20 protein-coding genes and 1 tRNA gene are annotated in these 21413 nt (G+C 57.4%); 9 read left to right on the top strand and 12 right to left on the bottom strand.

The genetic code is table 11. The features are described from left to right. The 5 genes from ADA16_RS10305 to ADA16_RS10285 form a co-directional block, all read right to left on the bottom strand. A complete protein-coding gene (locus ADA16_RS10305) occupies positions 1 to 1437 on the bottom strand; it encodes a penicillin-binding transpeptidase domain-containing protein (protein WP_048761742.1) in 1437 nt (478 codons plus the stop codon). Continuing rightward, a complete protein-coding gene (locus tag ADA16_RS10300; RefSeq protein ID WP_065421356.1) occupies positions 1438 to 2799 on the bottom strand; it encodes an FtsW/RodA/SpoVE family cell cycle protein in 1362 nt (453 codons plus the stop codon). After that, positions 2796 to 4166 (bottom strand): PP2C family protein-serine/threonine phosphatase, encoded by a 1371-nt coding sequence (locus tag ADA16_RS10295; RefSeq protein WP_053084320.1) that lies wholly within the window; start codon positions 4164 to 4166, stop codon positions 2796 to 2798. The genes ADA16_RS10300 and ADA16_RS10295 overlap by 4 nt, the downstream gene beginning before the upstream one ends. Continuing rightward, positions 4163 to 4624 carry an FHA domain-containing protein FhaB/FipA gene (locus ADA16_RS10290; protein ID WP_048761737.1) on the bottom strand — a complete coding sequence of 154 codons (462 nt, stop codon included), beginning with the start codon at positions 4622 to 4624 and terminating at the stop codon, positions 4163 to 4165. Before ADA16_RS10290 ends, ADA16_RS10295 begins: the two co-directional genes overlap by 4 nt. A gap of 135 nt (positions 4625 to 4759) precedes the next feature. Next, positions 4760 to 5659 (bottom strand): DUF3662 and FHA domain-containing protein, encoded by a 900-nt coding sequence (locus ADA16_RS10285; RefSeq protein ID WP_048761735.1) that lies wholly within the window; start codon positions 5657 to 5659, stop codon positions 4760 to 4762. A gap of 285 nt (positions 5660 to 5944) precedes the next feature. Between ADA16_RS10285 and ADA16_RS10280 the strand changes: the two genes are divergently transcribed. Together ADA16_RS10280 and ADA16_RS11285 are read left to right on the top strand one after the other, a co-directional pair. Further along, positions 5945 to 6028: transfer RNA gene (locus ADA16_RS10280), tRNA-Leu, on the top strand. Between the two features lie 272 nt (positions 6029 to 6300). Beyond that, entirely contained in the window at positions 6301 to 6498 is a 198-nt protein-coding gene (locus ADA16_RS11285) for a helix-turn-helix domain-containing protein (RefSeq protein WP_204369617.1), read from the top strand. 22 nt (positions 6499 to 6520) lie between these two features. On the opposite strand, the gene ADA16_RS10275 is transcribed toward ADA16_RS11285, so the two are convergent. Beyond that, entirely contained in the window at positions 6521 to 6772 is a 252-nt protein-coding gene (locus ADA16_RS10275) for an iron chaperone (RefSeq protein ID WP_239659443.1), read from the bottom strand. Between the two features lie 8 nt (positions 6773 to 6780). On the opposite strand from ADA16_RS10275, the gene ADA16_RS10270 reads away from it, so the two are divergent. Continuing rightward, the gene (locus tag ADA16_RS10270; RefSeq protein ID WP_048761732.1) at positions 6781 to 8163 is read left to right on the top strand and encodes a DHA2 family efflux MFS transporter permease subunit; all 1383 of its coding nucleotides are present in this window, start codon (positions 6781 to 6783) and stop codon (positions 8161 to 8163) included. Here the strand turns inward: ADA16_RS10270 and ADA16_RS10265 are convergent. Then, a complete protein-coding gene (locus ADA16_RS10265) occupies positions 8147 to 8839 on the bottom strand; it encodes an AAA family ATPase (RefSeq protein ID WP_048761730.1) in 693 nt (230 codons plus the stop codon). The two genes, ADA16_RS10270 and ADA16_RS10265, sit on opposite strands and share 17 nt — an antisense overlap. Next, positions 8836 to 9849: an App1 family protein gene (locus tag ADA16_RS10260; protein WP_048761729.1), complete on the bottom strand. Its 1014-nt coding sequence runs from the start codon at positions 9847 to 9849 to the stop codon at positions 8836 to 8838. Before ADA16_RS10260 ends, ADA16_RS10265 begins: the two co-directional genes overlap by 4 nt. A gap of 93 nt (positions 9850 to 9942) precedes the next feature. Between ADA16_RS10260 and ADA16_RS10255 the strand changes: the two genes are divergently transcribed. Further along, a complete protein-coding gene (locus tag ADA16_RS10255) occupies positions 9943 to 10269 on the top strand; it encodes a transglycosylase family protein (RefSeq protein WP_005511827.1) in 327 nt (108 codons plus the stop codon). Here the strand turns inward: ADA16_RS10255 and ADA16_RS10250 are convergent. Beyond that, the gene (locus tag ADA16_RS10250) at positions 10266 to 11495 is read right to left on the bottom strand and encodes an HNH endonuclease signature motif containing protein (protein ID WP_048761727.1); all 1230 of its coding nucleotides are present in this window, start codon (positions 11493 to 11495) and stop codon (positions 10266 to 10268) included. The two genes, ADA16_RS10255 and ADA16_RS10250, sit on opposite strands and share 4 nt — an antisense overlap. 281 nt (positions 11496 to 11776) lie before the next feature. Between ADA16_RS10250 and ADA16_RS10245 the strand changes: the two genes are divergently transcribed. Beyond that, entirely contained in the window at positions 11777 to 12298 is a 522-nt protein-coding gene (locus tag ADA16_RS10245; RefSeq protein WP_048761726.1) for a GNAT family N-acetyltransferase, read from the top strand. Here ADA16_RS10245 and ADA16_RS10240 read toward each other — a convergent pair. After that, a complete protein-coding gene (locus tag ADA16_RS10240) occupies positions 12255 to 13208 on the bottom strand; it encodes an NAD(P)-binding domain-containing protein (protein WP_048761722.1) in 954 nt (317 codons plus the stop codon). The two genes, ADA16_RS10245 and ADA16_RS10240, sit on opposite strands and share 44 nt — an antisense overlap. Positions 13209 to 13279: 71 nt before the next feature. On the opposite strand from ADA16_RS10240, the gene ADA16_RS10235 reads away from it, so the two are divergent. Further along, a complete protein-coding gene (locus tag ADA16_RS10235; RefSeq protein WP_048761720.1) occupies positions 13280 to 14764 on the top strand; it encodes a flavin-containing monooxygenase in 1485 nt (494 codons plus the stop codon). On the opposite strand, the gene ADA16_RS10230 is transcribed toward ADA16_RS10235, so the two are convergent. Continuing rightward, positions 14765 to 15634, bottom strand: a complete 870-nt coding sequence (locus ADA16_RS10230) for an alpha/beta fold hydrolase (RefSeq protein WP_048761717.1) — start codon at positions 15632 to 15634, stop codon at positions 14765 to 14767. It abuts the gene before it with no gap. A gap of 74 nt (positions 15635 to 15708) precedes the next feature. Between ADA16_RS10230 and ADA16_RS10225 the strand changes: the two genes are divergently transcribed. Both ADA16_RS10225 and ADA16_RS10220 read left to right on the top strand, forming a co-directional pair. Then, positions 15709 to 16686 (top strand): LLM class oxidoreductase, encoded by a 978-nt coding sequence (locus ADA16_RS10225; RefSeq protein ID WP_048761714.1) that lies wholly within the window; start codon positions 15709 to 15711, stop codon positions 16684 to 16686. Between the two features lie 140 nt (positions 16687 to 16826). After that, positions 16827 to 18833 (top strand): KAP family P-loop NTPase fold protein, encoded by a 2007-nt coding sequence (locus ADA16_RS10220; RefSeq protein ID WP_082150706.1) that lies wholly within the window; start codon positions 16827 to 16829, stop codon positions 18831 to 18833. Positions 18834 to 18852: 19 nt separating this feature from the next. Here ADA16_RS10220 and ADA16_RS10215 read toward each other — a convergent pair whose 3' ends face one another. After that, positions 18853 to 19890 carry an aldo/keto reductase gene (locus ADA16_RS10215; RefSeq protein WP_048761709.1) on the bottom strand — a complete coding sequence of 346 codons (1038 nt, stop codon included), beginning with the start codon at positions 19888 to 19890 and terminating at the stop codon, positions 18853 to 18855. Between the two features lie 145 nt (positions 19891 to 20035). Here ADA16_RS10215 and ADA16_RS10210 point away from each other — a divergent pair, with 145 nt between their 5' ends. After that, positions 20036 to 21364 carry a PepSY-associated TM helix domain-containing protein gene (locus ADA16_RS10210; RefSeq protein ID WP_048761705.1) on the top strand — a complete coding sequence of 443 codons (1329 nt, stop codon included), beginning with the start codon at positions 20036 to 20038 and terminating at the stop codon, positions 21362 to 21364. Positions 21365 to 21413 lie beyond the last annotated feature (49 nt).

The raw sequence follows: 21413 nt of genomic DNA, 5'->3' as shown, positions 1-21413 counted from the left end.
TTATCCACCTGCCTGTTCGACCGCGTTAATGAGCGCGCGGCCAATCGGGGCAGCGACGGATGCGCCGGTGGCGCCTTGGCCCTGACCGCCACCGTTTTCCACGACGACAGCCACGGCGACATCGGAGTCCGGAGCAAAGGCAATGTACCAGACGTGCGGTGCGTACTCGCCGCGGACGGCACCGTGTTCCGCGGTACCGGTCTTGGAGGCAATACGCGAACCGTTGCCGCCCGAGTGTGACTCGGAACCGCGCATCAGCTCAGTCACGGTCTCCGCGACCTCCGGCGAAATGGCCTCACCAACCTCGATCGGCTTGAAGGACTTGATTTCGGAGAGGTCGGCGCCGCGCACCGATTTGATGATCTGCGGTTCCATGCGGACGCCGCCGTTGGCAATCGTCGCGGCGATGATCGCGTTGTCCAGCGGCGTGAAGGACACGTCGCGCTGACCGATCGAGGTCTGTCCCAGCGAGGACGTATCCGGGATCTCACCGACGGTGGAGGCCTCAATCGGCAGGCCCGTGTCGTCGTGGGTCTCACCGATGCCGAATCGCTTAGCGACGTCCTTGAGAGCATCGGCCCCGTACTGCATACCGAGCTCAGCGAATGCCGTATTACAGGACTGTGCGAAAGCCTGACGGAGAGTAGTACTGGCCCCACCACAGGTCGAACCACCGTAGTTCTCCAACGTGGTGGTGGTATCCGGCAGCGTAATCTGCGGTGCGCCAGTGACCGAGGTGTCCGGGGAGGCACCTTGCTCCAGAGCCGTCACCGTGGTTAGCACCTTGAAGGTGGAACCCGGTGGCAGCGGACGCTGAGTGGCATGGTTGAGCAGTGGAGCGCCTTCGTTGCTGTTGAGGGACTGCCAGGCGGTCTCGTCGCCGGCGGCGATGTCGTTCGGGTTGAACGACGGCGTGGAGGCCATCGCGAGAATCTCACCCGTCGATGGGCGAATGGCGACGGCGGAGCCGACGTAGCCGCGCTCGGCGAGCTGGCGGTACGCAGTCAGCTGAGCCTCCGGCAACAGTGTCAGCTCGGTGGAGGCGCCAGAGGGTTCCTTGCCCGTGACCATGTCGAGGGCGCGGGAGGTAAACAGCGAAGGGTCGCTGCCGTTCAAGATTTCGTTCTGAGAGCGTTCGATACCGGCGGAGCCGTAGATGTCCGACAGGTACCCGACCACTGCGGCGTAGGCCTCCGGATCGGTGTCGTAGCTGCGGTCGTAGAAACCGTTATCGCCCTTGACCGAGTGGGCCAAAATGGCGCCATCGGTGGTGATCTGGCCGCGAGGTTTGGACTTTTCCTCCAGGAACTGGCGGCTATTCAGCGGATTGTAGGCGTACTTATCCTGCTGGAAGCCCTGAATGTAGGTCAGGTTCGCCAGCAGAAGGACGAAGAGTCCAAGTACGACAACAAAGATTTGGCGAATGGTCTTATTCATCTACTGGTTCACCCCCTGAGTCGTGTTGGCAGCTTCGTTGGAGCTGGAAGGATTGCTCGGAATACCCCAGGGTCGGTTGGCCTCGTCGGACACGCGCAGCACGATAGCCAACATGATGTAGCTGGCCAGCAGTGAGGAACCACCCGCTGACATGAACGGTGTGGTCAGACCGGTCAGTGGCATCAGCTTGGAAACGCCGGCTGCAACCACGAACAGCTGAATGGCCATCGAGAATGCGACACCGGCCGCCAGCAGCTTGCCGAAGGAATCACGCACCGCCAAGCTGGCTGAAATAGCGCGGGAAATCAGAATCGCGAACAGCAGGATGATGGCACTCAGACCGGTGAAACCGAGCTCCTCGCCAAAGGCGGAGAGGATGAAGTCAGAGTGTGCCACTGGGATGTTCTGCGGGTAGCCCTGGCCCAGGCCGGTGCCGCTGATGCCGCCCCAGCTCATGCCGAACAGTCCCTGCGAGAGCTGGTAGCCGCCCACGTCGTAGGAACCCAACGGGTCCAGGAAGTGCGTGACGCGCGCCTGAATCTTGTCGGACACCATGTAGACGCCGACGCCACCGATGGTCACCAGCACCATGCCGATAATCAGCCAGGAGCCACGACCGGTGGCAGCGTAGAGCATTGCCAGCACGGTACCGAAGAGCACCAGCGCCGGGCCAAAGTCATTCTGCAGGGCCATGATGACGGTAGCAATGCCCCAAATCAGCAGAATCGGGCCGAGGTCGCGAACACGTGGGAAATCAATACCCAGGAAACGCTTGCCTGCGACATTGAACAGCGAACGCTTATTCACCAGCAGCTGCGCAAAGAAAATCAGCAGCATAACTTTGGCGAACTCACCCGGCTGCATGGAAAACGGGCCGATGGAAATCCAGATACGGGCATCGGAGTTAATCGACGACGGCCACACCAGTGGCAGTGCCAGCAGAATCAGTCCACCGAGCCCCAGCAGATACGAGTACTGCGACAGTGAATGATGGTTGCGCACGAGGACAATCACGCCGATAAATAGCGCCACGCTGAGCACGGTCCACATGATCTGGTTGCGCACCAACGAGGTGTCATTGGCCAGGTCAAGGCGGTGAATCATCACCAGCCCCAGCGCATTGAGCGTGGCCGCAACCGGCAGCATCACCTGATCGGCATTGGGTGCCACAAAGGTCAGCGCGATGTGCGCCACCGCAAAGATCACAAAGAATCCACCGATGATGTAAAAAACATCGGAGGTCAGGGAGTTGCCCTGAGCCAGCTCCAGCGAAATAAGTGCCAAAAGCAACAATCCTGCCGACAGCAGCAGCAGGAGCATTTCCTTCATCCGAAGCTGTCGCTTCGTGGTAGTTTCACTCATTTTCGCACCTGCCTACAGTTGACTCCTGGCTTCGAGCCCAGCTTTTCATCTTTCTTGTCGGCGGATGTGGTGTCCTTGTTGCCATTGGTGCTGTCATCGTCGGAAACGGACAGACATACCGGCAGTGCCGACTCCGCTAAGCGGCCGATCTGGTCGCTGACACCGTCGTAGGAATCAGCCGGCAGACCATCCAGCGAATTGCGTGCCGCCGGCGAGAGATCACCCGGCGTCATGATGTGGCAGTTGACCTTCTCCTTCGGCGTCCCGGCCGGAGGCAGCTGAACCTCGTTGTCATCGGTCAAACAGATGAACTGATGCGGCTCTTGCAGATCGAAGCCCAGCAAACTACCGGGCACGCCGTGCATCAATTGCACGTTCCCGTCAACCACTGCGAGATGGTACATCGACTCCTTCTTCTGCCAGCCCCAAATACCAAGGCCGGCCAAACCGGCCACCAGCACCAGAACCACAGAGATAACGAGCCACTTGCCCTTGGAAGCCTTCTTCTCCGGCTCCGAAGTCACGGCAATTTCCTGCGACTTCCGCGGGCGCAATGCTGCCGCGCGACCCGCTGCAGTATTGGGGCGGGGGAGTTCCTCATCCGCACTCTGCAGGGCGCCGGCCAGGGCGGGCTCGTAAGGCGTGCGTGCCGACGAATCAACAACATCGGCAATCACCACGGTGACGTTATCCGGACCACCGGACTTCAATGCGTAGTCAATGAGCTTGGTAGCGGCCTCGTCCGGAGTGCCCTCGGAGAGCACATCCTTGATGGTGTCCGCAGACACCGGATCGGACAGACCATCCGAGCACAAAAGGTAGCGGTCGCCCTCGTGGACATCGCGATAAGACAAAGTAGGCTCCACCGGACGACCGGTAAGAGCCTTCAAAATCAGTGAGCGCTGCGGGTGAACTGCCGCTTCTTCTTCGGTGATATTGCCCTCGTCCACCAGCGACTGCACATAGGTGTCATCCCGGGTAATACGAATGAGTTCCCCGTCGCGCAGCAGATAGCCACGCGAGTCACCGACATGGCACATGCCCAGGCGGGTGCCGTCGAAAAGCAGAGCAGTCAGCGTGGTGCCCATGCCCTGCGTCGAGGGGTTCTGATCAATTTCATCCGCAATGGAGTTGTTGCCCTCAATGCAGGCACGGCGCAGGGACTCGAGCAAATCGGGGCCGGGCTGATCATTGTCCAGCCGAGAAACGGCCGCGATCATCAGCTGGGATGCGATTTCTCCGGCGGCGTGGCCGCCCATGCCGTCGGCAAGCGCGAGCAGACGCGAACCCGCATAGGCGGAGTCCTCGTTGTTCTGTCGGATGAGGCCGCGGTCAGAGCGGGCCGTGTAATTCAGTGCAAGACTCATGGTTGCAACCTCAAAGTTGTACGGCCAATGCGAAATTCCATACCCGGAGCTAGGCGTTCCGGCTGTTCCACGCGCTGGCCATTGAGGAATGTGCCATTGCGGGAGTCCAGATCCTCCAAGTACCAAATGCCGTCGCGGTTGATGACGCGAGCGTGCTGGCCGGAAGCGAAATCATCGTTAAGAACGAAAGCATTCGACTCTGAACGACCAATAGTGATGTCCCGTTGACTATTCAAGTTCATGCGCGAACCCGCCAGCGGCCCCGAGGTGACAAGGAGCTGATGCGGAGTCTGCGAGCGCTGGAAACGCTTGGCCGGAGCGCTGCTGGTCTGCCGAAGTGGGCGCAGCGGAGCCGAACCTGTTGTTTCTGTACGCAGGGTGCGAAGTGTCATCCAAATGAAAAACCACAGGACGACCAGCACACCGATGCGCGAAAGCAGAAAAACGATAGCTTCCACGTCCGAGGAACCTCCTTATATAGAGCTGGTGGGTCCGCAACCGAACACACGGACGTAATTATTCCAGGAATGTGTCGGCAAACCTAGGGGAGTGACGCCCGAACCTGGTGAATTTCACTACTTAGCGGGTCTGAATCAGCGAATCTGAACTTCGAGAACAGAGTGTCCCAGCGAGATCTCATCACCGTCGGCCAGCAGCCAGTTATCAATGGGTTCGCCATTGACAATGGTTCCGTTGGTTGAATGCAAATCGACGAGAACCGCATCCTGGCCATCCCACGTGATTTCCGCATGCTGGCGAGAAACACCAGTGTCCGGGAGACGGAAGTCGGAAGCGGTGCCACGGCCGATGATGTTCGAGCCCTGGCGTACTTCAAACACGCGGGAGGAGCCATCCTGCAACAGCAGAGTGACAGTCTTTTCCTGCGGCTGGCCGCCGCCCATGGCCGAGTTGCTTAGCTCAGTTGCCGCTTCCGGGTCGGCGGTAGGGGCGGGACGGGAAGCAGTGGGGAACTGCTCAGCTTCCGGCTGTGGGTGGTAGGCGGCAGAGGTCTCTGCGGCTTGGGGTTCGTCATCGCTTTGCGACGGGGCTGCGTCAGTGTTGGCATCATCGGCGTTGTCAACGAAAGGCACGAACTCCGAGGTGCCTACGGTGTCCTCGGTGAAAGTGCTTGCGGTCTTCAGCTGACCGGTGTGAAGCGACTCCACTGCCTGCAGGTGGACGCTGATGGAACCGGTGAAACCCCAGCCGTTGTTTCGGCAGTAGCGCGTCATGCGGTCGGCCAACTGATTCGGCAGGTTCGGCTCGGACGCGGAAAGGTTCTTGTAATCGGCGGCGCTGATACCAATGCGGAAATCATTGGGAGCCAAGTACTGACCGTTGGCGTCCTGCATCAGGAAGTCTTCAATTTCCTGCTTCAGGCATTCTTCTAACTCATTCGGGACAACCTTGCCGCCGAACACGCGCGCAAAGCTGTTGTCGAGCCCGCGCTGAAGCGAGCTGTCGAGCTTGCGGATGCGTCCTAGGAAATCCATATGACTAAAGAAATTCGCCTTCTCCCGCCAAACCGCGGCGGGTTACGTGAGAAATGTGCACTAAAAATTATCGTTACTTAAGAAACAGTATAGAGCCCTACACCTTCAGTTGAGGGCTAGGAACTGCTGAGGTTTATCAAATAGTGACGGTGATTGTGCAGTAAGTGGCTGTTGCTAAGCGTTAAATGGCGCTTAAAAACTGTTGAAAAATGGTGAAAAACGGGCGCTGTCCTGGGGATTTGGTAGTGTATTAGCGCGGGGTGTTATAGTTCTATTCGTTCCCACGGGCGAGTGGCGGAATGGCAGACGCGCTGGCTTCAGGTGCCAGTGTCCTTTACGGACGTGGGGGTTCAAGTCCCCCTTCGCCCACAGTGAAGATCCCCGGAAGTGTAAAAGCTTCCGGGGATTTTTTGTTTGTGGTGGCGGTTGGAGTGGGGCTTGGGTTGAAGCAGAGGCAGGTTGTTGGGGCAGTTTGTTGGCTTGTCCGGCACTTATGGCCAGGTTTCGGGCACTTATCGATGTATTTGTCTCACTTATCGATGTTTTTCGGCACTTATGCGCACGCTGTGGGCCAGTCCCTCTCACCTATCGATGCGCTATTCACTTGTGGACACGCTACAGCGCATCGATAGGTGAATAGCGTGGCCACAAGTCGTCGGATGCGTCGGCCGTTTCAATTGCCACGCTCGTACCAGCCGCACCCGGTATTGGCAGTCGCAAGTGCTGGGGCGTTGGTCTCGCGGGTGATGAGCAAGTGGAAGCGCGAGGGCATCATCGATTCGGGCCGACGGTGGACGGCCATTGTTGATGAGGATGCCCTGGCGGATTTAGCGATGTAGGTGGGTTTGGTTTGAGTCTGGCCTACCGCCAGAACTTGGTCATCCCGCGCTTGTCCTCCATGTTGAACTCAATCATCTTGGCAAGCAGGTCCAGCGGCATGGACTCGGCCTTGCCGTCCTTCGGCCAGGGGAAGCGGACCATCATCTTGCCGTAGGAGAGGCCACTATCATCGAATTCGTCGGCGAATTTCACGATGCCATCGCGCTCCGGGGCGATAGCCATGTGCTTCTTGGCGTAGGAGAAGCCGATAATGAAAGTGCCATCAACTAACATGACTCCGAGTGGCTACAGATTTGAATACTCAGTTTGATCCTCAAAAGGCGTGGCCAGCGCTGTGGACCGTATTGCTCGGCTTCTTCATGATCCTGGTCGACGCCACTATTGTCACTGTTGGCATCAACACCATCCAGCATGAACTGGGCGGTGAGCTCAACCAGGTCATGTGGGTGACCAGTGGTTATTTGCTGGCCTATGCGGTGCCGTTGCTTATTACCGGCAGGCTCGGTGACCTCTGGGGAGTCAAGCACACCTATGTAGCGGGCTTGGTTATCTTCGTGTTGGCGTCGCTGGCGTGTGGGTTGGCGCCGTCGTTAAGCATGCTGATCATTGCCCGCGTGGTGCAGGGACTGGGGGCCGCGCTGCTGACACCGCAGACGATGGCGCTGATTACGCAGATGTTTCCACCGGCGCATCGCGGTGCGGCGATGGGCCTGTGGGGAGCGGCGGCCGGAATTGCTTCGCTGACGGGGCCGCTGGCTGGTGGCGTGTTGATTCAGCTGCTGAGCTGGCGTTGGATTTTCCTTATTAATGTGCCAATCGGCGTAGTCGGGCTCGTCTTCGCGTTTCGCTATCTGCCGACTTTCGAGACGCACCGCAACAAGATTGACTATCTGGGCGTCGTGCTCAGCGCGATTGGTATGTTCCTGCTGGTCTTCGGCATTCAGGAGGGGGAGAGTGCCGGCTGGTCCGGTTGGATCTGGGCATTGATTGCCGGTGGCGTGGTGATTCTTGGACTGTTCACTGCGTGGGAGGCCAAGACCACGGCCGAACCGCTGATGCCGCTGTCCCTTTTTAAGGATCGCAACTTCACCATCTCCTCGCTGGCCATTGCCGTGATGGGAGCGCTGGTGGTCGCGGTTGGTTTCCCGATCATCCTCTTCGCCCAGAATGCCCGCGACCTGTCGACCATCCAGGCCTCACTGCTGCTGGTGCCACAGGCGCTCATTTCCGGTGTCATGGCGCCCTGGACTGGGCGAATGCTGGACCGATTGAAGTTCCGCGAGTTCGCGCTGATCGGTTTTGGGTCCTCGCTGGTGGGCATGCTCGGGTTTCACTACCTCATTCACGAGGACCTCTCCGTGCTGTGGCTGCTACTGCCGGGTGCTGCGTTCGGTGTGGCCAACGCGTTTATTTGGGGCACACTGTCGACGGCCGCGACCCGCAACATTGATCCGTCCCTCGCCGGTGCCGCCTCCGGTGTGTACAACACCATCCGACAGATTGGCAGTGTGCTGGGCAGCGCGCTGATTGCCACCGTCATGGCTGCGGCGCTCAGCAGCAACCGTGGCGACTTCACCACCGCAATGAGTAACGCCATGTGGTTGCCGGTAGCACTGTCGGCGGCAGGCGTCGTGGCATCGCTGGGGCTTAAGAATCCGAAGTAAAACGCTCCACCATGTAGTCCGCGATGCCGACGGGGTCGGCTAGAAAATCCCTGGTCGCCCGTACCGCGAGGGTGTCTTCGAAGTGGGTGGTGTCGGCGTCGTCAAGCGAAATGATCGTTGCTTCCGGTGCGGCGAGCAGGATGGGGGAATGCGTCGCCATGATGATCTGTGCGCCGGCTTCGGCGAGCGCGCCGAGGCGGCCGAGGAGTTCCAGCTGGCGCAGTACCGACAGTCCGGCCTCGGGTTCGTCGAGGAAGATCAGCGATTCGGCACCGAAGCGGCGTTTGGCCAGCGCCATGATGGATTGGCCGTGACTCATCTGGGTGAGGTCCGCCATGCCGTCACCGCCGGGGAGACTGCCGATCGATGCATAGAAACGCGCGAGGTTCAGGTGCGCGTCGCCGCGAAAGAAGAACGTATCCGGGGGATTGCGCCTGGTCAGCGCCAGCGGGACCGGGGAGGTGCGCTCCTGCGTTTTAAACCGCGAGCCGCCGTCCGTATCGACACCCATCGCCGATGCCAGCGCCTCCAGCACCGTCGACTTTCCCTTGCCGTTTTCGCCGGTCAGGATGGTAATTGGCGTGGTGAAGGCCATGGGGAACGGCAGGGCGAGCTTTACGACGTACGCCGGGAGCTCGGCATCATCGTGAATACGGGCATGGCGGAGGTAGATCATGGTTGCGGCAGCTGGTCGATCTGTTTGAGCAGCTTAAAGCCGTCGGCGCCCTCGATGAACGGGACCTCCTTGTTCTCCAGTTTTTCAATCGGCACTGCCGTGCCGTGGGAGAGCACGTGCTCGCTGGGAGTGAGGTTGCGGATCGCGATTGCCGCGACCTTATCGGGATGCTCCGCCGCTGCCGTGCCGTAGATGAGCGGGTCGTACTGGCCATCATCGCCCACGAAAATCCAGTTGATTTCGGGGAAGTCAATAAACAGGTCCCGCAGTCGCACCTTCTTGTGTTCCTTACCCGAGCGGAACAGGCCGGTGGGCGTTGGCCCCCAGTCGGTGAGCAGTAGTGGACCCTTCGGCAGGTTGTTGCGGTGCAGGAATTTTTGCAGCGTAGTGAAGGTATTCCACGCGCCGGTGGAGAGGTAGATGACGGGAACGTCCGTGTCCTCGTCAGTTTTGCTCGCGTAACGACGGCGAAGTTGCGCATAGAACTCGCTGAATCCAGCGACGGCCTTGCGCTCGTCCGTCTCCTTAACCCAGGAGTTGTAGGCGGCGATGAGGGCGCGCGGCAGCATGGTGACCAGCACCGTGTCATCAATATCGGAGACGATGCCGTATTTGGTCTCCGGGGAGAGGATGAGGACCTCGGCCGGAGTGTCATTGATTTTAATCTCGTGCCAGCCGGGTTCGAGGCCGTGATTCCTGATTAGTACCTCGATGTAGCCGTTGCTATCCGTGGTGGTTTCCACCGTGCGATTGCCGGCAGTGATGGTGACCGGAAAGTCCGCGAGTTCGACGGTGAAAAACTGCCAGAAGCCGCGTTTTTTGTTTTGTTCCTCGTCTCGTTTTTTGGCTGGATCCTTCATGAGGACACGGCCGAGTACGCGAACGCGCTCTGCATTTCCGTACCCGGTGAATCCGATGATTTCCGGTTTCCAACCAGCGTTTTTGGAACGCTTGGCGGCCAGTGCGTTGATTCTTCTCTCGGTTTTGCGGACGACATCTGCCACGGACATGCTTTCCAGGATACGGGTTGACAGGGTGGGGGAGGGTGCGCGTAGCTTGGTCGCCCAAGAGAAAAGTCAACCCTTTAGGAGTGTTCTCTCTTTATGCGTTTTTCCGGTAAGTTCATCGCATCCGCCGCCGTGGCAGCAGGCATGATTGCTGCCCCGACTGCTGCCGCCAACGCTGCATCAGTCAGCGCCTGGGATCAGGTTGCGGCATGTGAGTCCGGCGGAAATTGGCAGACCAATACCGGTAACGGCTACTACGGCGGACTGCAGTTCTCGCAGCAGACCTGGAGCGGCCACGGCGGTGACCAGTACGCACCAACGGCTGACCAGGCCACCAAGGAGCAGCAGATTGAGATTGGCGAGCGCGTGCTTGCCTCCCAGGGTGCTGGCGCATGGCCGAACTGCGGTGGCCCGCTGGGTTAATCCTCCCCATCATCAAAGACTAGATCTGGCACTGCCGCGAATGACAGCCACCACTTCATGTAGTGGTCATGGCGTGCTTTCGTCTTCTGAGTAGCGCGCTTGTCAAAAGTCTGTCGCCCGAACCCGGCTAACGGTCCGGCCGGGACGGTCGCCGCGGTAACGCCGTCGGCAGAGGACCACACCTCTGAGCCGTCCTCATAAGCCGTGATATCCCAGAGCTTGTGGGTTTTCAGGTTGTGGTGCTTCCGGCAGAGGCAGTGCAGATTCTGCGTGTCGGTAGGGCCACCGGCTTCGGGGTCTTCCTGGTTGTACGGTGCGATATGGTCAATATCGCACTTGTACGCTGGGACTTCGCAGCCCGGGAAGCGACACGTGCCGTCACGACCGTGGACGCGGGCAACCTGCGCTGGGGTTGGGCGGTAACCATTGGTGGCGCTGTCTGCTGAGAGGCGGACATGCGTCACCTTTTGCATCCACTCTTCCGTGACCAGCGCGCCGAGCCAGCCGGCGCCGTCCAGCCAGGCGTCATCACTGTGAGGCTCGCGGAAAACATTGAGCACAACCTCCGCATTGGTGCGCTGGTGGATTAGATCCACAAATGCATCCGCCTGCGTCATTTCTTCATTCGCGCGGAAGACCGTTTCAATTGCGCACATGGCGAAGTAGGCGCGGTCCGGGCGCAGCGTGAGAATGATTTGGGAGTAGCTGTCGGGACGTTCCACCAGAGTCACCGATTCAGTATCGGTAATAGTGGGAATTGTGCCGTCGGCGCGAGCACGGTCATCCAAATCCGCAGCAATATCACCAATCTTGGTAGTGAGCGTGCGCGGACCAATCATCGCTTGACGACGCTTCCGTGGTGTAACCAATGCCAGAATTTTCTTCTCCGCATCGGGTATTTGATCAGGCTCGATGCCGACCACGCCATGTGCAATGATGCCGAGTTGCCGCATAGATAATGCGCAGCTTTCCCGGGCGTAGGCCGCTAGCTGAGGCATTTTCTCCAGCAACAGGCCAATGTCACAGATACGCAGTGCTTCACTGCGGGTGATTCCCAGGCGAACGCTGATGCGAGCGGCATGGTTTTCAACGTCATCATCGCCTGCAGGGCAGCAGGCTTCAATCAACTCAAGGTGGGCGCGGTTGGTAGCCCGCGCGAGTGCTGAGAGCTCATCTTCAGGATTTTCATGAGCCCAATATGGTTCGGGTACTTGTTCGGACTTCATTGGATCCCCCTGGTGTTCCAATGGTTGTCGGCCTTCTTTCGAACTTACTTGCTATCGTACAGGTGCCGTTCTGGTTTGTAAAGAGAAATGATGAGAGATTTTGAATGGTTTTTGTAGATGTTGGTTAGCCATAAAAGTGTTTGTTACCAGGTTGTTTGCGGGTGGCGCTTGGAGGGTTGCGGAAAAATATAAATAAAACACCCGTTCGAAAACGGAAGCTTGATAATCTCGCATTTATAAAGGCGGAGTGTAGAAACCAGCGCAGAAAACGGGGCAAAACCATGATCATTCGGCAAGCAACGCGGGAGGACGCCGCGGCAATCGCGGAAATCTACAACGAGACCGTGATTAACACCGTCGCCATCTGGAACGATGACACGGTCAGCGCGGAGAATCGCATCGCATGGCTGGAGGCGCACTGGGGCAAGGGCTACCCGGTTTTCGTCGCCACGCTTGACGACGAAGTCGCTGGGTATGCCACCTTTAGTGACTTCCGTGACTTCGATGGGTTTCGGTACACGGTGGAAAACTCCATCTACGTGCATCCGAACTTTCAGGGCCGGGGCATTGGCGGGGCACTATTGAACAAAACCATTGATGCTGCCCGGGAGGCGGGAAAGCATGTTTTGGTTGCAGCAATTGACGGCAGTAATGAGGGGTCGATTGCGCTGCATAAAAAGTACGGCTTTCAGCGTGTTGGACTGTTGCCACAGGTGGGGACGAAGAACGGGCGTTGGTTGGACATGATGTTGATGCAGGTCATGCTGACAGGCGGGCAGCCACCCGCTCAGCCGCGCGCTTAGCGAAGGGGCCGACACCCATAATCGTGGCGGCACCGGGGCCAACCCAGTCACCGTAGCCGACGAACTCGATGAGGTCGGAGTCGACGCTGCGGAAGGGGCCGAGCGCGGGGCGGAAACCGGTGCACCAGATGAGGTGGTCCGCGTGGACGTCGTCAAGCGAAGAGAACATGGGTGTCCAGGTGAGGGCACCGGAGTCGCGGGCTTTGCGGACGGACGGTAGGACAACGATGTCGCCGATACTGTCGGAGGGGCCGGGGTCGGGTTCGCCACGTGCGATGGCGAGTGCTCGCTGACGGTTGCGTTTGAACAGGACGCGGCCGTCGACGTCGTCGGGCATCCAGCGCGGTTCGTGGCGGGTGAACCAGGTGGTGTCGATGTCGGAAAGTATCAGTTCAGCGGCGATTTGGGCGCCGGAGTTCGCCGCGCCGACAACGGCAACGCGGGAGCTTTCGAAGGGTTTGGGGCCTGGATAGTTGGCCGAATGCCACTGCTTTGCGGAGGTCGTGCCGGGGTAGTGCGGGACGAAGGGGCGGTTGCCGGTGGCGGCGATGAGCTGGCGGGATTCGAAGTCGCCAGCATCGCTGGTGAGGTGGAAGGTGCCGTTGTGGGTGACGTGGGTGACGTTAACCGGGCGCTGAACGCGCAGTTCGTAGCGCTTTTCGTAGGAGCTGAGGTAATCAATCACATGGGAAGCGGGCGGAAAGCCGTCATAATCGGGCATCTGGATGCCCGGAAGGTTGGAAAAACCTGGGGTAGAAAAGAGTGTCATCGAGGGCCAGACATTGCGCCAGGAGCCGCCAGGTGCGGGCTGATTGTCCAGGATGAGCGGATCAATGCCGTGTTTGCACAGGTAGTAGGCGGTAGCGAGGGCAGCTTGGCCGCCTCCGACGATGATGACATCCTCAAGCATGGTCCCAGTTTAACTGCGAGTGCGGCGACGGTTCGGTTGGGTGATTCGGTGGCAATGACTAAGCTTGCCCCATGGATACTTTCGATAAACAAACGAATGTGTTGATTATTGGCGGCGGCTTTTCCGGAATGGCAACGGCCGTTGCTCTGCAAAAAGAGGGGATTAACGACTTCCACATCATTGACCGCGGTCATGATTTCGGTGGAACGTGGCGGGATAACTCCTACCCTGGAGCTGCCTGCGATGTTCCGAGCCATCTGTATTCACTTTCATTTGCTCAGGACTTCGACTGGTCCCGCAGCTTTGGCACGCAGCCCGAGATTTATCAGTATCAGCGCGAGGTTGCGAGGAATCATGGGCTGTACAGCAGCGCTCACTTTAAAACTGAGATGGTTGATGCTCGCTGGGACGACGACGCTGCCCGCTGGGTGGTAGTAACCGAAGACATCGATTCTGGTGCCCGAACAACATGGGCGGCCAAAGAGCTGGTGCTGGGGGTGGGCGCACTATGCGAGCCGCGTATGCCTGACATCCAGGGCATTGAGACCTATTCCGGAGACGTTTTCCACTCCTCGCGCTGGAATCACGAAGTCGACCTGCGCAATAAGCGAGTCGCAGTTATCGGCACTGGTGCCTCGGCGATTCAGATCATCCCCAAGATTGCGCCCATTGTTGGCCATCTTGATGTGTACCAGCGCACCGCGCCCTACGTGATTCCGCGCCTGGATCGGAATTACACCAGTATTGAACGTACCGCGCTTCGTAAACTCCCAGGGCTACGCCGAGTTATGCGGGCTCAAGATTGGTTTTTCCGCGAGCTCCAAATTCCCGGGTTAACGCGGGATAGCCGCTTCATGGTGCCAATTAAGCTTGCGTCGCAGGGACTGCTTCGCATGCAGGTGAAAGATCCCGAATTGCGTGAGAAGCTCACGCCGAAATTCACTATCGGCTGCAAGCGGATGCTGATTTCGAATACGTATTTCCCCGCAATCGCCCGGGACAATGTGGAGCTTGTCACGAGTCCAATCGACCGGGTCGGTCCGCATTCAATTACTACTGTCGACGGCACTGAGCGCACGATTGACGTGCTAATTATTTGCACCGGATTCCATGTGACGGACTCTCCGGCGTTCGACCTGATACACGACGGAGGTGGACAGTCCCTAGCTACTAAATGGCAGCGTGAGGGCATGAGTGCCTACAAGGGGGCCACCGTGCCAGGTTTCCCCAATATGACAATGATCATGGGACCTGCCACAGGGCTTGGGCATTCGTCCATGATCTACATGATCGAGTCGCAGGTGAAGTACTTTGTCGAAATGCTCAAAGCCAAAAAGCGTGCCGGGGTGAACGTCGCGGAAGTCCGCGAGCAGGCATTTAATAAATGGAATGACTGGGTGCGGGAGCGGGTGAAGACGACAGTTTGGATTACCGGCTGCGGTTCCTGGTATCGCGACGCCCACGGCAATGCCCCGGCCGTATGGCCGAGCTGGACATGGCTGTTTAGGGCCAAGACCAGGAAGTTCGACGATGGAGCCTATGTGCTCAGTCGTTAGCTACGGTCGCGGCTGTGCACTGGCCATAATGGCAGCCGCGACTTGTCGAGCATCATCGACCATGGGCACGTGGCCGAGCTTGGGTAGTAGGTGGAGCTCAGCATTGGGAAGCACGTCGTAATGACGCTTCCAGCCTCGAATGAGAGTCAGATCCGTGGTGCCCCAATAGCACGTCTGAGCTGCCTGGCCGGTGTCGGCGGAAAAAGAGAACTCAGTGTCGAGCGCGGACAGGAAGATATTGTTCTTGAGCAGCCCCGCGGCATCCCGGCTGACCTGCTCAGGCGACAATTTCCAGGGGCGTGCGGAAAACATTCCGAACATCGCCGTACGACCCACTTTTGTTTTTGCCATTGTCGGAAGCAGCTTTCGAAGCACCTTGGCAGTGCCATACAAAACCAGGAATTGGCTGGCAGTGCGGATTTGGTCGAGTTTGCCGTGGAAAAAGCCGGCGGGGTTAAAAGCCACCGCCGATGCGGCATATCCCTGACGTGCAAGTTCAAGGGCGAAGTAACCGCCCAGAGAGTTTCCTGCGATATGCGGTTTTGCATCGGCGCCGGGAAGCGTGGTGGATAGCTCATCCAAGAAAGCGCGCAGTTCGGCCAGCATGCGCTTGCCCATGTCCTCGCTGGCGGAGGTTTTGAGTGTTGGCCGCCCCGATTCGCCATGCCCAGGAAGATCCACAGTGATGACGCGGAAATCGTTGACTAGGTGCGTAATTACGTCATTCCAGGCATGTCGCGAATGGCACACACCATGAATCAGCACCAAGATCGGGAGGTTGGAACCGCGGTGCTGGTGTAGCGAATAGGCAATCGCTGTCTTGTCCGAGTGGTGATTCGTGGTGAGGAAGTTACTAGTCGTGGAGTCCATTCACCGATAATACACTGAGCAAAACTAAAAATTCCGCGGTTTTCGCGGCGGCAGCTGTACTACCGTGGAGCACCATGAGCTCGCTGTTTGATCTTTCGGACAAGCCCATCGACGAACTGCCCGGTTACCAGCGCACATTCGCGCCGGGCCGACTCACGGTGGGGCTCAGCCTGCCCATCGAGCAGGACGCCGAAGCCGAACCCAAGGACGCGCTGAGCAATCAGATTCGGCTGATTCAGAAAGCCGAACGCGCAGGCATCGCGGCGGTGTGGGCACGCGACATTCCGCTGCGCGTGGAAACGTTCGGCGACGTCGGCCAGGTCTACGACCCCTGGATGTACCTCAGCTACATCGCTGCACACACCAGCGACATCGCGCTCGGAACGGGTGCAATCGTCGTGCCTTTCCAGCATCCGTTGGTGATGGCCAAGCGCGCTGCCACGCTGGACAGGCTTTCCGACGGCCGTTTCCTCTTCGGCGTTGCCACCGGCGACCGACCCGAGGAATTCCCTGCCTTTAACCAGGACAAAGGCAAGCGCGGTGAGCGTTTCCGCGAGCACATCGAGGTCTATGAAAAGGCCCTCAGCACTACCTACCGGCCTATCCGATGGTCCGAGGGCAAGATGGGCGGATCCGATGTGGTGCCCAAGCCGCTGGCCCGTCGAGTTCCGCTGTTGGCCACCGGCTCCTGTCAGCAGAGCCTGGAGTGGAAGGCTGCGCATACCGACGGGTGGTTCATGTACCACAAGGGTTTGGAAATGCAGAAGAAGAACATCGCGCACTGGCAGGAGGCGGTGGCCAAGGAGTGTGGTGAGGACGTGTTCAAGCCCTTCCTGGAATCACTGTGGATCGACCTGCATGAAGACCCCGACGCGCCTGCGCAGGGCGGTCACTTCGGGTACCGCCTTGGCCGCAACAAGCTCATCGAACTGCTGCACTCCCAGCGACAGCTCGGCATCAATCACGTCAGCATCAACTTCCGCACCTCTAAACGCGATGCGGAAGAACAGATTGATGAGCTGATTGAGTATGTGCTGCCGGAGATGGTGTAGCGAGGTTTCTGCTGAGTTAATGCGTATTGGAAAAGTCAATTAAATCACCGAAAGATACGTACCCAATTTAATATCATCAAAGAAGATTGTTCACGTCCGCAGTCTAAAGAATTTAAAAGACCGAGGGAAGGTATTGAGCCATGTCTGAGTTATTGAGTATCGCACGCACAGATATTCCGGCGGAGAAAGATCTATTAAGCTTTACTGATAAAGCAAAAGGTTTAGCATCATTTATCCAATCATGTCCTACGCCGATGACCCTAGCAATTCAGGGGGGCTGGGGAAGTGGTAAATCTACGATGATTCAGCTTGTCCAGAACGAGTTAAACGATGACAACGTCACATCGATAAAAATTGAAACGTGGAAGTTTGCTCATATTGCAGCAGAGGAGGACATTCCAGCAGCATTCGCGGCAGAAGTATATCAACAGCTATTTCGAGTAAGTCAAAAATTCCAAAAAGACCAGATTAAGAAAAGTGTTCCAGATAAGGTTAAAAGGGTTCTTGGTGCGATCAGCCCAACTGTAAGAAAAAATACCGAGAAGTTCTTGTTGGATAGCGGGGTCAAAGGTAGCGCAAGTTCAACTTTGCTAAGTGTCGCAGCAGGGGCGCTATTCGATCTAACAGAAGAAGCGTTTCAGGGACAGAGCGAACTCCAGAAGGATTTCAAAGAGGTATTTTCCGAAACTTTAGAAAGTATCTCTGGGACTAAAACGTTCGCGATATTTGTTGATGATTTAGACCGTTTGCCACCAGTTCGTGCTGTCCAAATTATGGAGACTATCAAACTGTTCTTTGAGACAGAGAACTGTGTGTTCATCCTAGCGATTGATTTTGACGTCGTGCAAAAGGGTGCGCGTGCAATCTATGGTGAGTCAATGGATGAAGCGAAAGCCAAGCAGTTTTTCGATAAAATCATCCAGGTTCCCTTTAATGTCCCTTCTCCAGGTAACGAAATTGAAGCACTGATTGTGACACTGCTTGCGGACCTAAAATCTGGGAAAAGAAGAACTTTAAAGAATGCGGATAAATTCGCTGAACTCTCGCAGAAGTTGCTATTTTCCAATCCCCGCTCGATTAAGCGCGTGGCAAACTCTATGTTGCTTTTGAAGCTAATTACGGAAAATGCGAATCATTCCGGTAGTGATATTTCAAAGGTATTCGAGAATGATGATGATTTGCTCTATCTTTACTGGCTGCTGTGTATTCAGGTCACTGACTTCAAGTTGGCTAATGAAATAACTGAAGATTTGTCCGATTCTAATCCACCAAAGCTGCAACTTGTACTTCAAACTGATGACAGCGACGATGAAGAAGGTGACCATGATGGCACCGAAATCGGCGATACCATCGACGAAATCAATCAAGAATTAGTTGTGGGCGATTTGAACCCATGGCTAGCCCCAATTGGCAATACGGGAGTAAACGCTTTAAGCATGCTGAGAAACTACGACGGTTCGGGGTCAACTCAGCTTACAGCTAAGCAGTGGCATAAAAGCTTTGAAAAAGTGGTACAACTAGCTCGGCTAACAGCAGTAGAGGCGACTTCAACTAATAAGGGAGAAAAGACTGGAATTGGCATTGAGCGAACTGCTGAAAATCTGGACGCGACCTTCGTTGAGGAAAATAAGCCTCTAACTATGGCCGCGAGGAAGCAGATTGATGAATTTGCGAAGGTTTTTGGCGAGATTCCTGACTTTGATAAATACTTCTATGTTGAAAATGGTCCTCGTCGGATTCGGATTCGTTTGAATCAGAAGTTTTTAGATCGCATCAATCTCCGTGGTAATGGCGTTTTCTATCTTCGTTATCCACGAACTGGAAAGTACTGGCTAAATTTCAATCATCCATCTCTGCGTCGAGGAGATTTCTTGTCCGACAATGTTCAGACAAACCAGCTGGCACTGGAAGAAAAGATTTGTTCGGTTGTGGGGTCTGAAATCATGGAGACATTACCCTGTGGTGCACAAAATGGAGATTCGGTTCACGTTGAAGTCATCACAAACGATGCTTTTATCTCCGATTTCAGAGTCGTTCGATCTATTAGCCCAGGTTCTGAACAAGCGCAGAGCGCGACCCGCTTTATGAAGGCCTACCTCGAGTTCATCATTAGAGAAATCGAGGGAGACCCTCAAAAAGTGTCCTAAGAAGCCTCAAGGCCTAGTCCTACACAGACTCCGTAGCGCCCTGCCACTGATTGATCCCGCGGTCGACGGCCCACTTGTCGATCTCCGCGAGTTCTTCATCGCTAAACGGCGCAGCGTCCAGGGCGCCGAGGCTGTTTTTCAGCTGCTCCACCGACGAAGCCCCAATTAGGGCGGAGGTCACTTCGTCACGGCGAAGAACCCACGAGATGGCCATCTGTGCCAGGGACTGGCCTCGTCGTAAAGCAATGGCGTTGAGCTCACGGATGGCGGTGAGCGTGTCGTCGTTGAGGAACCCCGAGTTCATCTTGTGCGCCCCGAGACGCGAGGACTCCGGCACGCCATCCAGATAGCGGTCGGTGAGAAGCCCCTGCGCAAGCGCGGAAAAGGCGATGACACCCATGCCTTCGTCGGCGCAGGTTGCCAGCAGCTCGTCCTCGATCCAACGGTTGAACATGGAGTAGCTCGGCTGGTGAATAGTCAGCGGAGTGCCCAGCTCACGGGCGATTTTCTGCGCACGGCGAGTCAGCTCGGGGGAGTAGGAGCTCACGCCGACGTAGAGCGCGCGTCCCGAGCGGACGAGGAAGTCGAGGGCGGCGACGGTTTCCTCGATAGGCGTATCCGGGTCGGGGCGGTGGTGGTAGAAAATGTCCACATAGTCCAGGCCCATGCGTTTCAGCGAGGCATCGCAGCTGGCCACGAGGTACTTCCGCGAACCGCCGAAGCCGTAGGGACCATCCTGCATGTACCAACCGGCCTTGGAGGAAATGATCATTTCATCGCGGTAGGGAGCGAAGTCCTTGGCCATAATGCGACCGAAGTTTGCCTCCGCAGAACCCTGCGGTGGGCCGTAATTGTTGGCGAGATCAAAGTGCGTGACGCCGTGGTCGAACGCGGTGCGCAGGATCTCACGCTGCGTCTCGAGCGGCCGGTCATCACCAAAGTTATGCCAAAGCCCCAGCGTAATGGCTGGAAGTTTCAGGCCGGTGTTGCCGGAGCGGTTGTATGGCATCGTTTCATAGCGGTTGTCATTGGCGTGGTACACGTCTGGATAAGCCATGTGTTCGAGGGTACGCGGGCTTTACGACGGATAGTTGCGCACGAGGTGGCCTTCAACGAGGCACGTGGCCAAATGGTTACCCCTGGAATTAATAAAAGTGAGCTTGCTGGGGAACAACTGAGGCGGTTCGTCCGACTAATAGAGCATGACTTCACTAGCCACAGGCGATGCCGCTGGAGTACCAGCCGCAAACCCCGTCGCAAAGACTCAGAAAAATGGTGGGCCACGAGCATTACTGCACCGAATCCATGTCGTTGCAGGCATCCTCGTTGCGCCGCTACTCGTTATTGCAGCTATCACAGGCGTGGCATATGCCCTCGCCCCGAGCATAGAAAAGGTGGTTTACCACGAAGAACTAACTGCAACTTCAAGCCTTCCCGCACAGCCTCTGGAAAAGCAGGTTGAGGTCGCGCAGCGCGTGCATCCTGAGCTGCCGGTGACCGCAGTGCAGGTCCCGGAAAAGCCGGGGCAGACAACGCGAGTTATGTTCAACGATGAGCAGCTGAAGTCGGAGTCCTACCGACATGCGGTGTTTGTCGACCCAGGCGACTTGAGCATCAAGGGTGATCTGGTGCAATACGGCTCCTCGGCGGCGCTGCCACTGCGGGCGTGGATCTCGGAAGGGCACCGCAGGCTCTGGATTGATAGCAACTTTGGTCGCCTATACTCCGAAACGGCAGCATCCTGGATGGGTGCACTGGCTATTGGTGGCCTTTGGCTTTGGTGGGACCGTTCGCGCCGCAAGCGGACACACGGAACAAGTAAGAGGGCGCATCATATGCGTCGTCACGCGAATGTTGGCGTGGCAGTTAGTGTTGGACTTTTGTTCCTGACCGTCACTGGCTTGACGTGGTCGTGGGTGGCTGGAACGGGCATCGCAAAGCTACGCGAGACCATGGATTGGTACGCACCGAAACCAGCTGTGACTGCGACTGCCCCTGCGAATTATGACTGGTCAGAGGCAGATAGTGTTATGAACCTCGCGCGTGCCGAGGGCCTGTCCGGGAAGGTCGAGCTGACTCCACCGGAAGCTGGCACGGTGTGGATAGCCAAGGAAGCCCGTGAGGAATGGCGGATGGGCATTGAGACCGTCACCGTTGATGGCTCGACCGGAGCGATGGTCGATCGGATTCACTTTGCAGACTGGCCGCTGCCGGCGAAGCTGACCGAGTGGCTGATTAACGCGCACATGGGCATCCTGTTCGGGTGGGTGAATCAGCTGGTCCTGGCGCTTATCGGTGTTGCTCTGTTGGCGATGATTGTGCGCGGCTACGCCATGTGGTTTGGGCGCGGTCGTGGTGGTCGTCCGGGCAGGTTCCCGGCACCGACGCGCTGGCGGGATATTCGCCCGGGTGTTGCAGCGGCTGTTGTGGCGCTGTTGATTGCGTATTCAGTGGCTGCGCCACTGTTCGGTGTGACGCTCGTTGGCTTCGTGATTGTGGATTGGGCCTGGCGGAGGCTCCGGAGAGGTTAGGGTAGGTTCTGTCGCCCTCGGGTTCCCTGTGTGAGCGGGGATGTTCCGA

The sequence above is a fragment of the Corynebacterium vitaeruminis genome (assembly GCF_001054325.1).
Taxonomy (GTDB): Bacteria; Actinomycetota; Actinomycetes; order Mycobacteriales; family Mycobacteriaceae; genus Corynebacterium; species Corynebacterium vitaeruminis_A.
The sequence above is the reverse complement of the archived record's forward strand: the minus strand, read 5'-3'. Positions and strand labels throughout refer to the sequence as shown.

Coding starts and splice junctions, on each gene's coding strand:
- ADA16_RS10305 (WP_048761742.1), bottom strand. CDS start 1,437: ATGAATAAGACCATTCGCCAAATCTTTGTTGTCGTACTTGGACTCTTC.
- ADA16_RS10300 (WP_065421356.1), bottom strand. CDS start 2,799: ATGAGTGAAACTACCACGAAGCGACAGCTTCGGATGAAGGAAATGCTC.
- ADA16_RS10295 (WP_053084320.1), bottom strand. CDS start 4,166: ATGAGTCTTGCACTGAATTACACGGCCCGCTCTGACCGCGGCCTCATC.
- ADA16_RS10285 (WP_048761735.1), bottom strand. CDS start 5,659: ATGGATTTCCTAGGACGCATCCGCAAGCTCGACAGCTCGCTTCAGCGC.
- ADA16_RS10275 (WP_239659443.1), bottom strand. CDS start 6,772: ATGTTAGTTGATGGCACTTTCATTATCGGCTTCTCCTACGCCAAGAAG.
- ADA16_RS10265 (WP_048761730.1), bottom strand. CDS start 8,839: ATGATCTACCTCCGCCATGCCCGTATTCACGATGATGCCGAGCTCCCG.
- ADA16_RS10260 (WP_048761729.1), bottom strand. CDS start 9,849: ATGTCCGTGGCAGATGTCGTCCGCAAAACCGAGAGAAGAATCAACGCA.
- ADA16_RS10255 (WP_005511827.1), top strand. CDS start 9,943: ATGCGTTTTTCCGGTAAGTTCATCGCATCCGCCGCCGTGGCAGCAGGC.
- ADA16_RS10250 (WP_048761727.1), bottom strand. CDS start 11,495: ATGAAGTCCGAACAAGTACCCGAACCATATTGGGCTCATGAAAATCCT.
- ADA16_RS10245 (WP_048761726.1), top strand. CDS start 11,777: ATGATCATTCGGCAAGCAACGCGGGAGGACGCCGCGGCAATCGCGGAA.
- ADA16_RS10240 (WP_048761722.1), bottom strand. CDS start 13,208: ATGCTTGAGGATGTCATCATCGTCGGAGGCGGCCAAGCTGCCCTCGCT.
- ADA16_RS10235 (WP_048761720.1), top strand. CDS start 13,280: ATGGATACTTTCGATAAACAAACGAATGTGTTGATTATTGGCGGCGGC.
- ADA16_RS10230 (WP_048761717.1), bottom strand. CDS start 15,634: ATGGACTCCACGACTAGTAACTTCCTCACCACGAATCACCACTCGGAC.
- ADA16_RS10225 (WP_048761714.1), top strand. CDS start 15,709: ATGAGCTCGCTGTTTGATCTTTCGGACAAGCCCATCGACGAACTGCCC.
- ADA16_RS10220 (WP_082150706.1), top strand. CDS start 16,827: ATGTCTGAGTTATTGAGTATCGCACGCACAGATATTCCGGCGGAGAAA.
- ADA16_RS10215 (WP_048761709.1), bottom strand. CDS start 19,890: ATGGCTTATCCAGACGTGTACCACGCCAATGACAACCGCTATGAAACG.
- ADA16_RS10210 (WP_048761705.1), top strand. CDS start 20,036: ATGACTTCACTAGCCACAGGCGATGCCGCTGGAGTACCAGCCGCAAAC.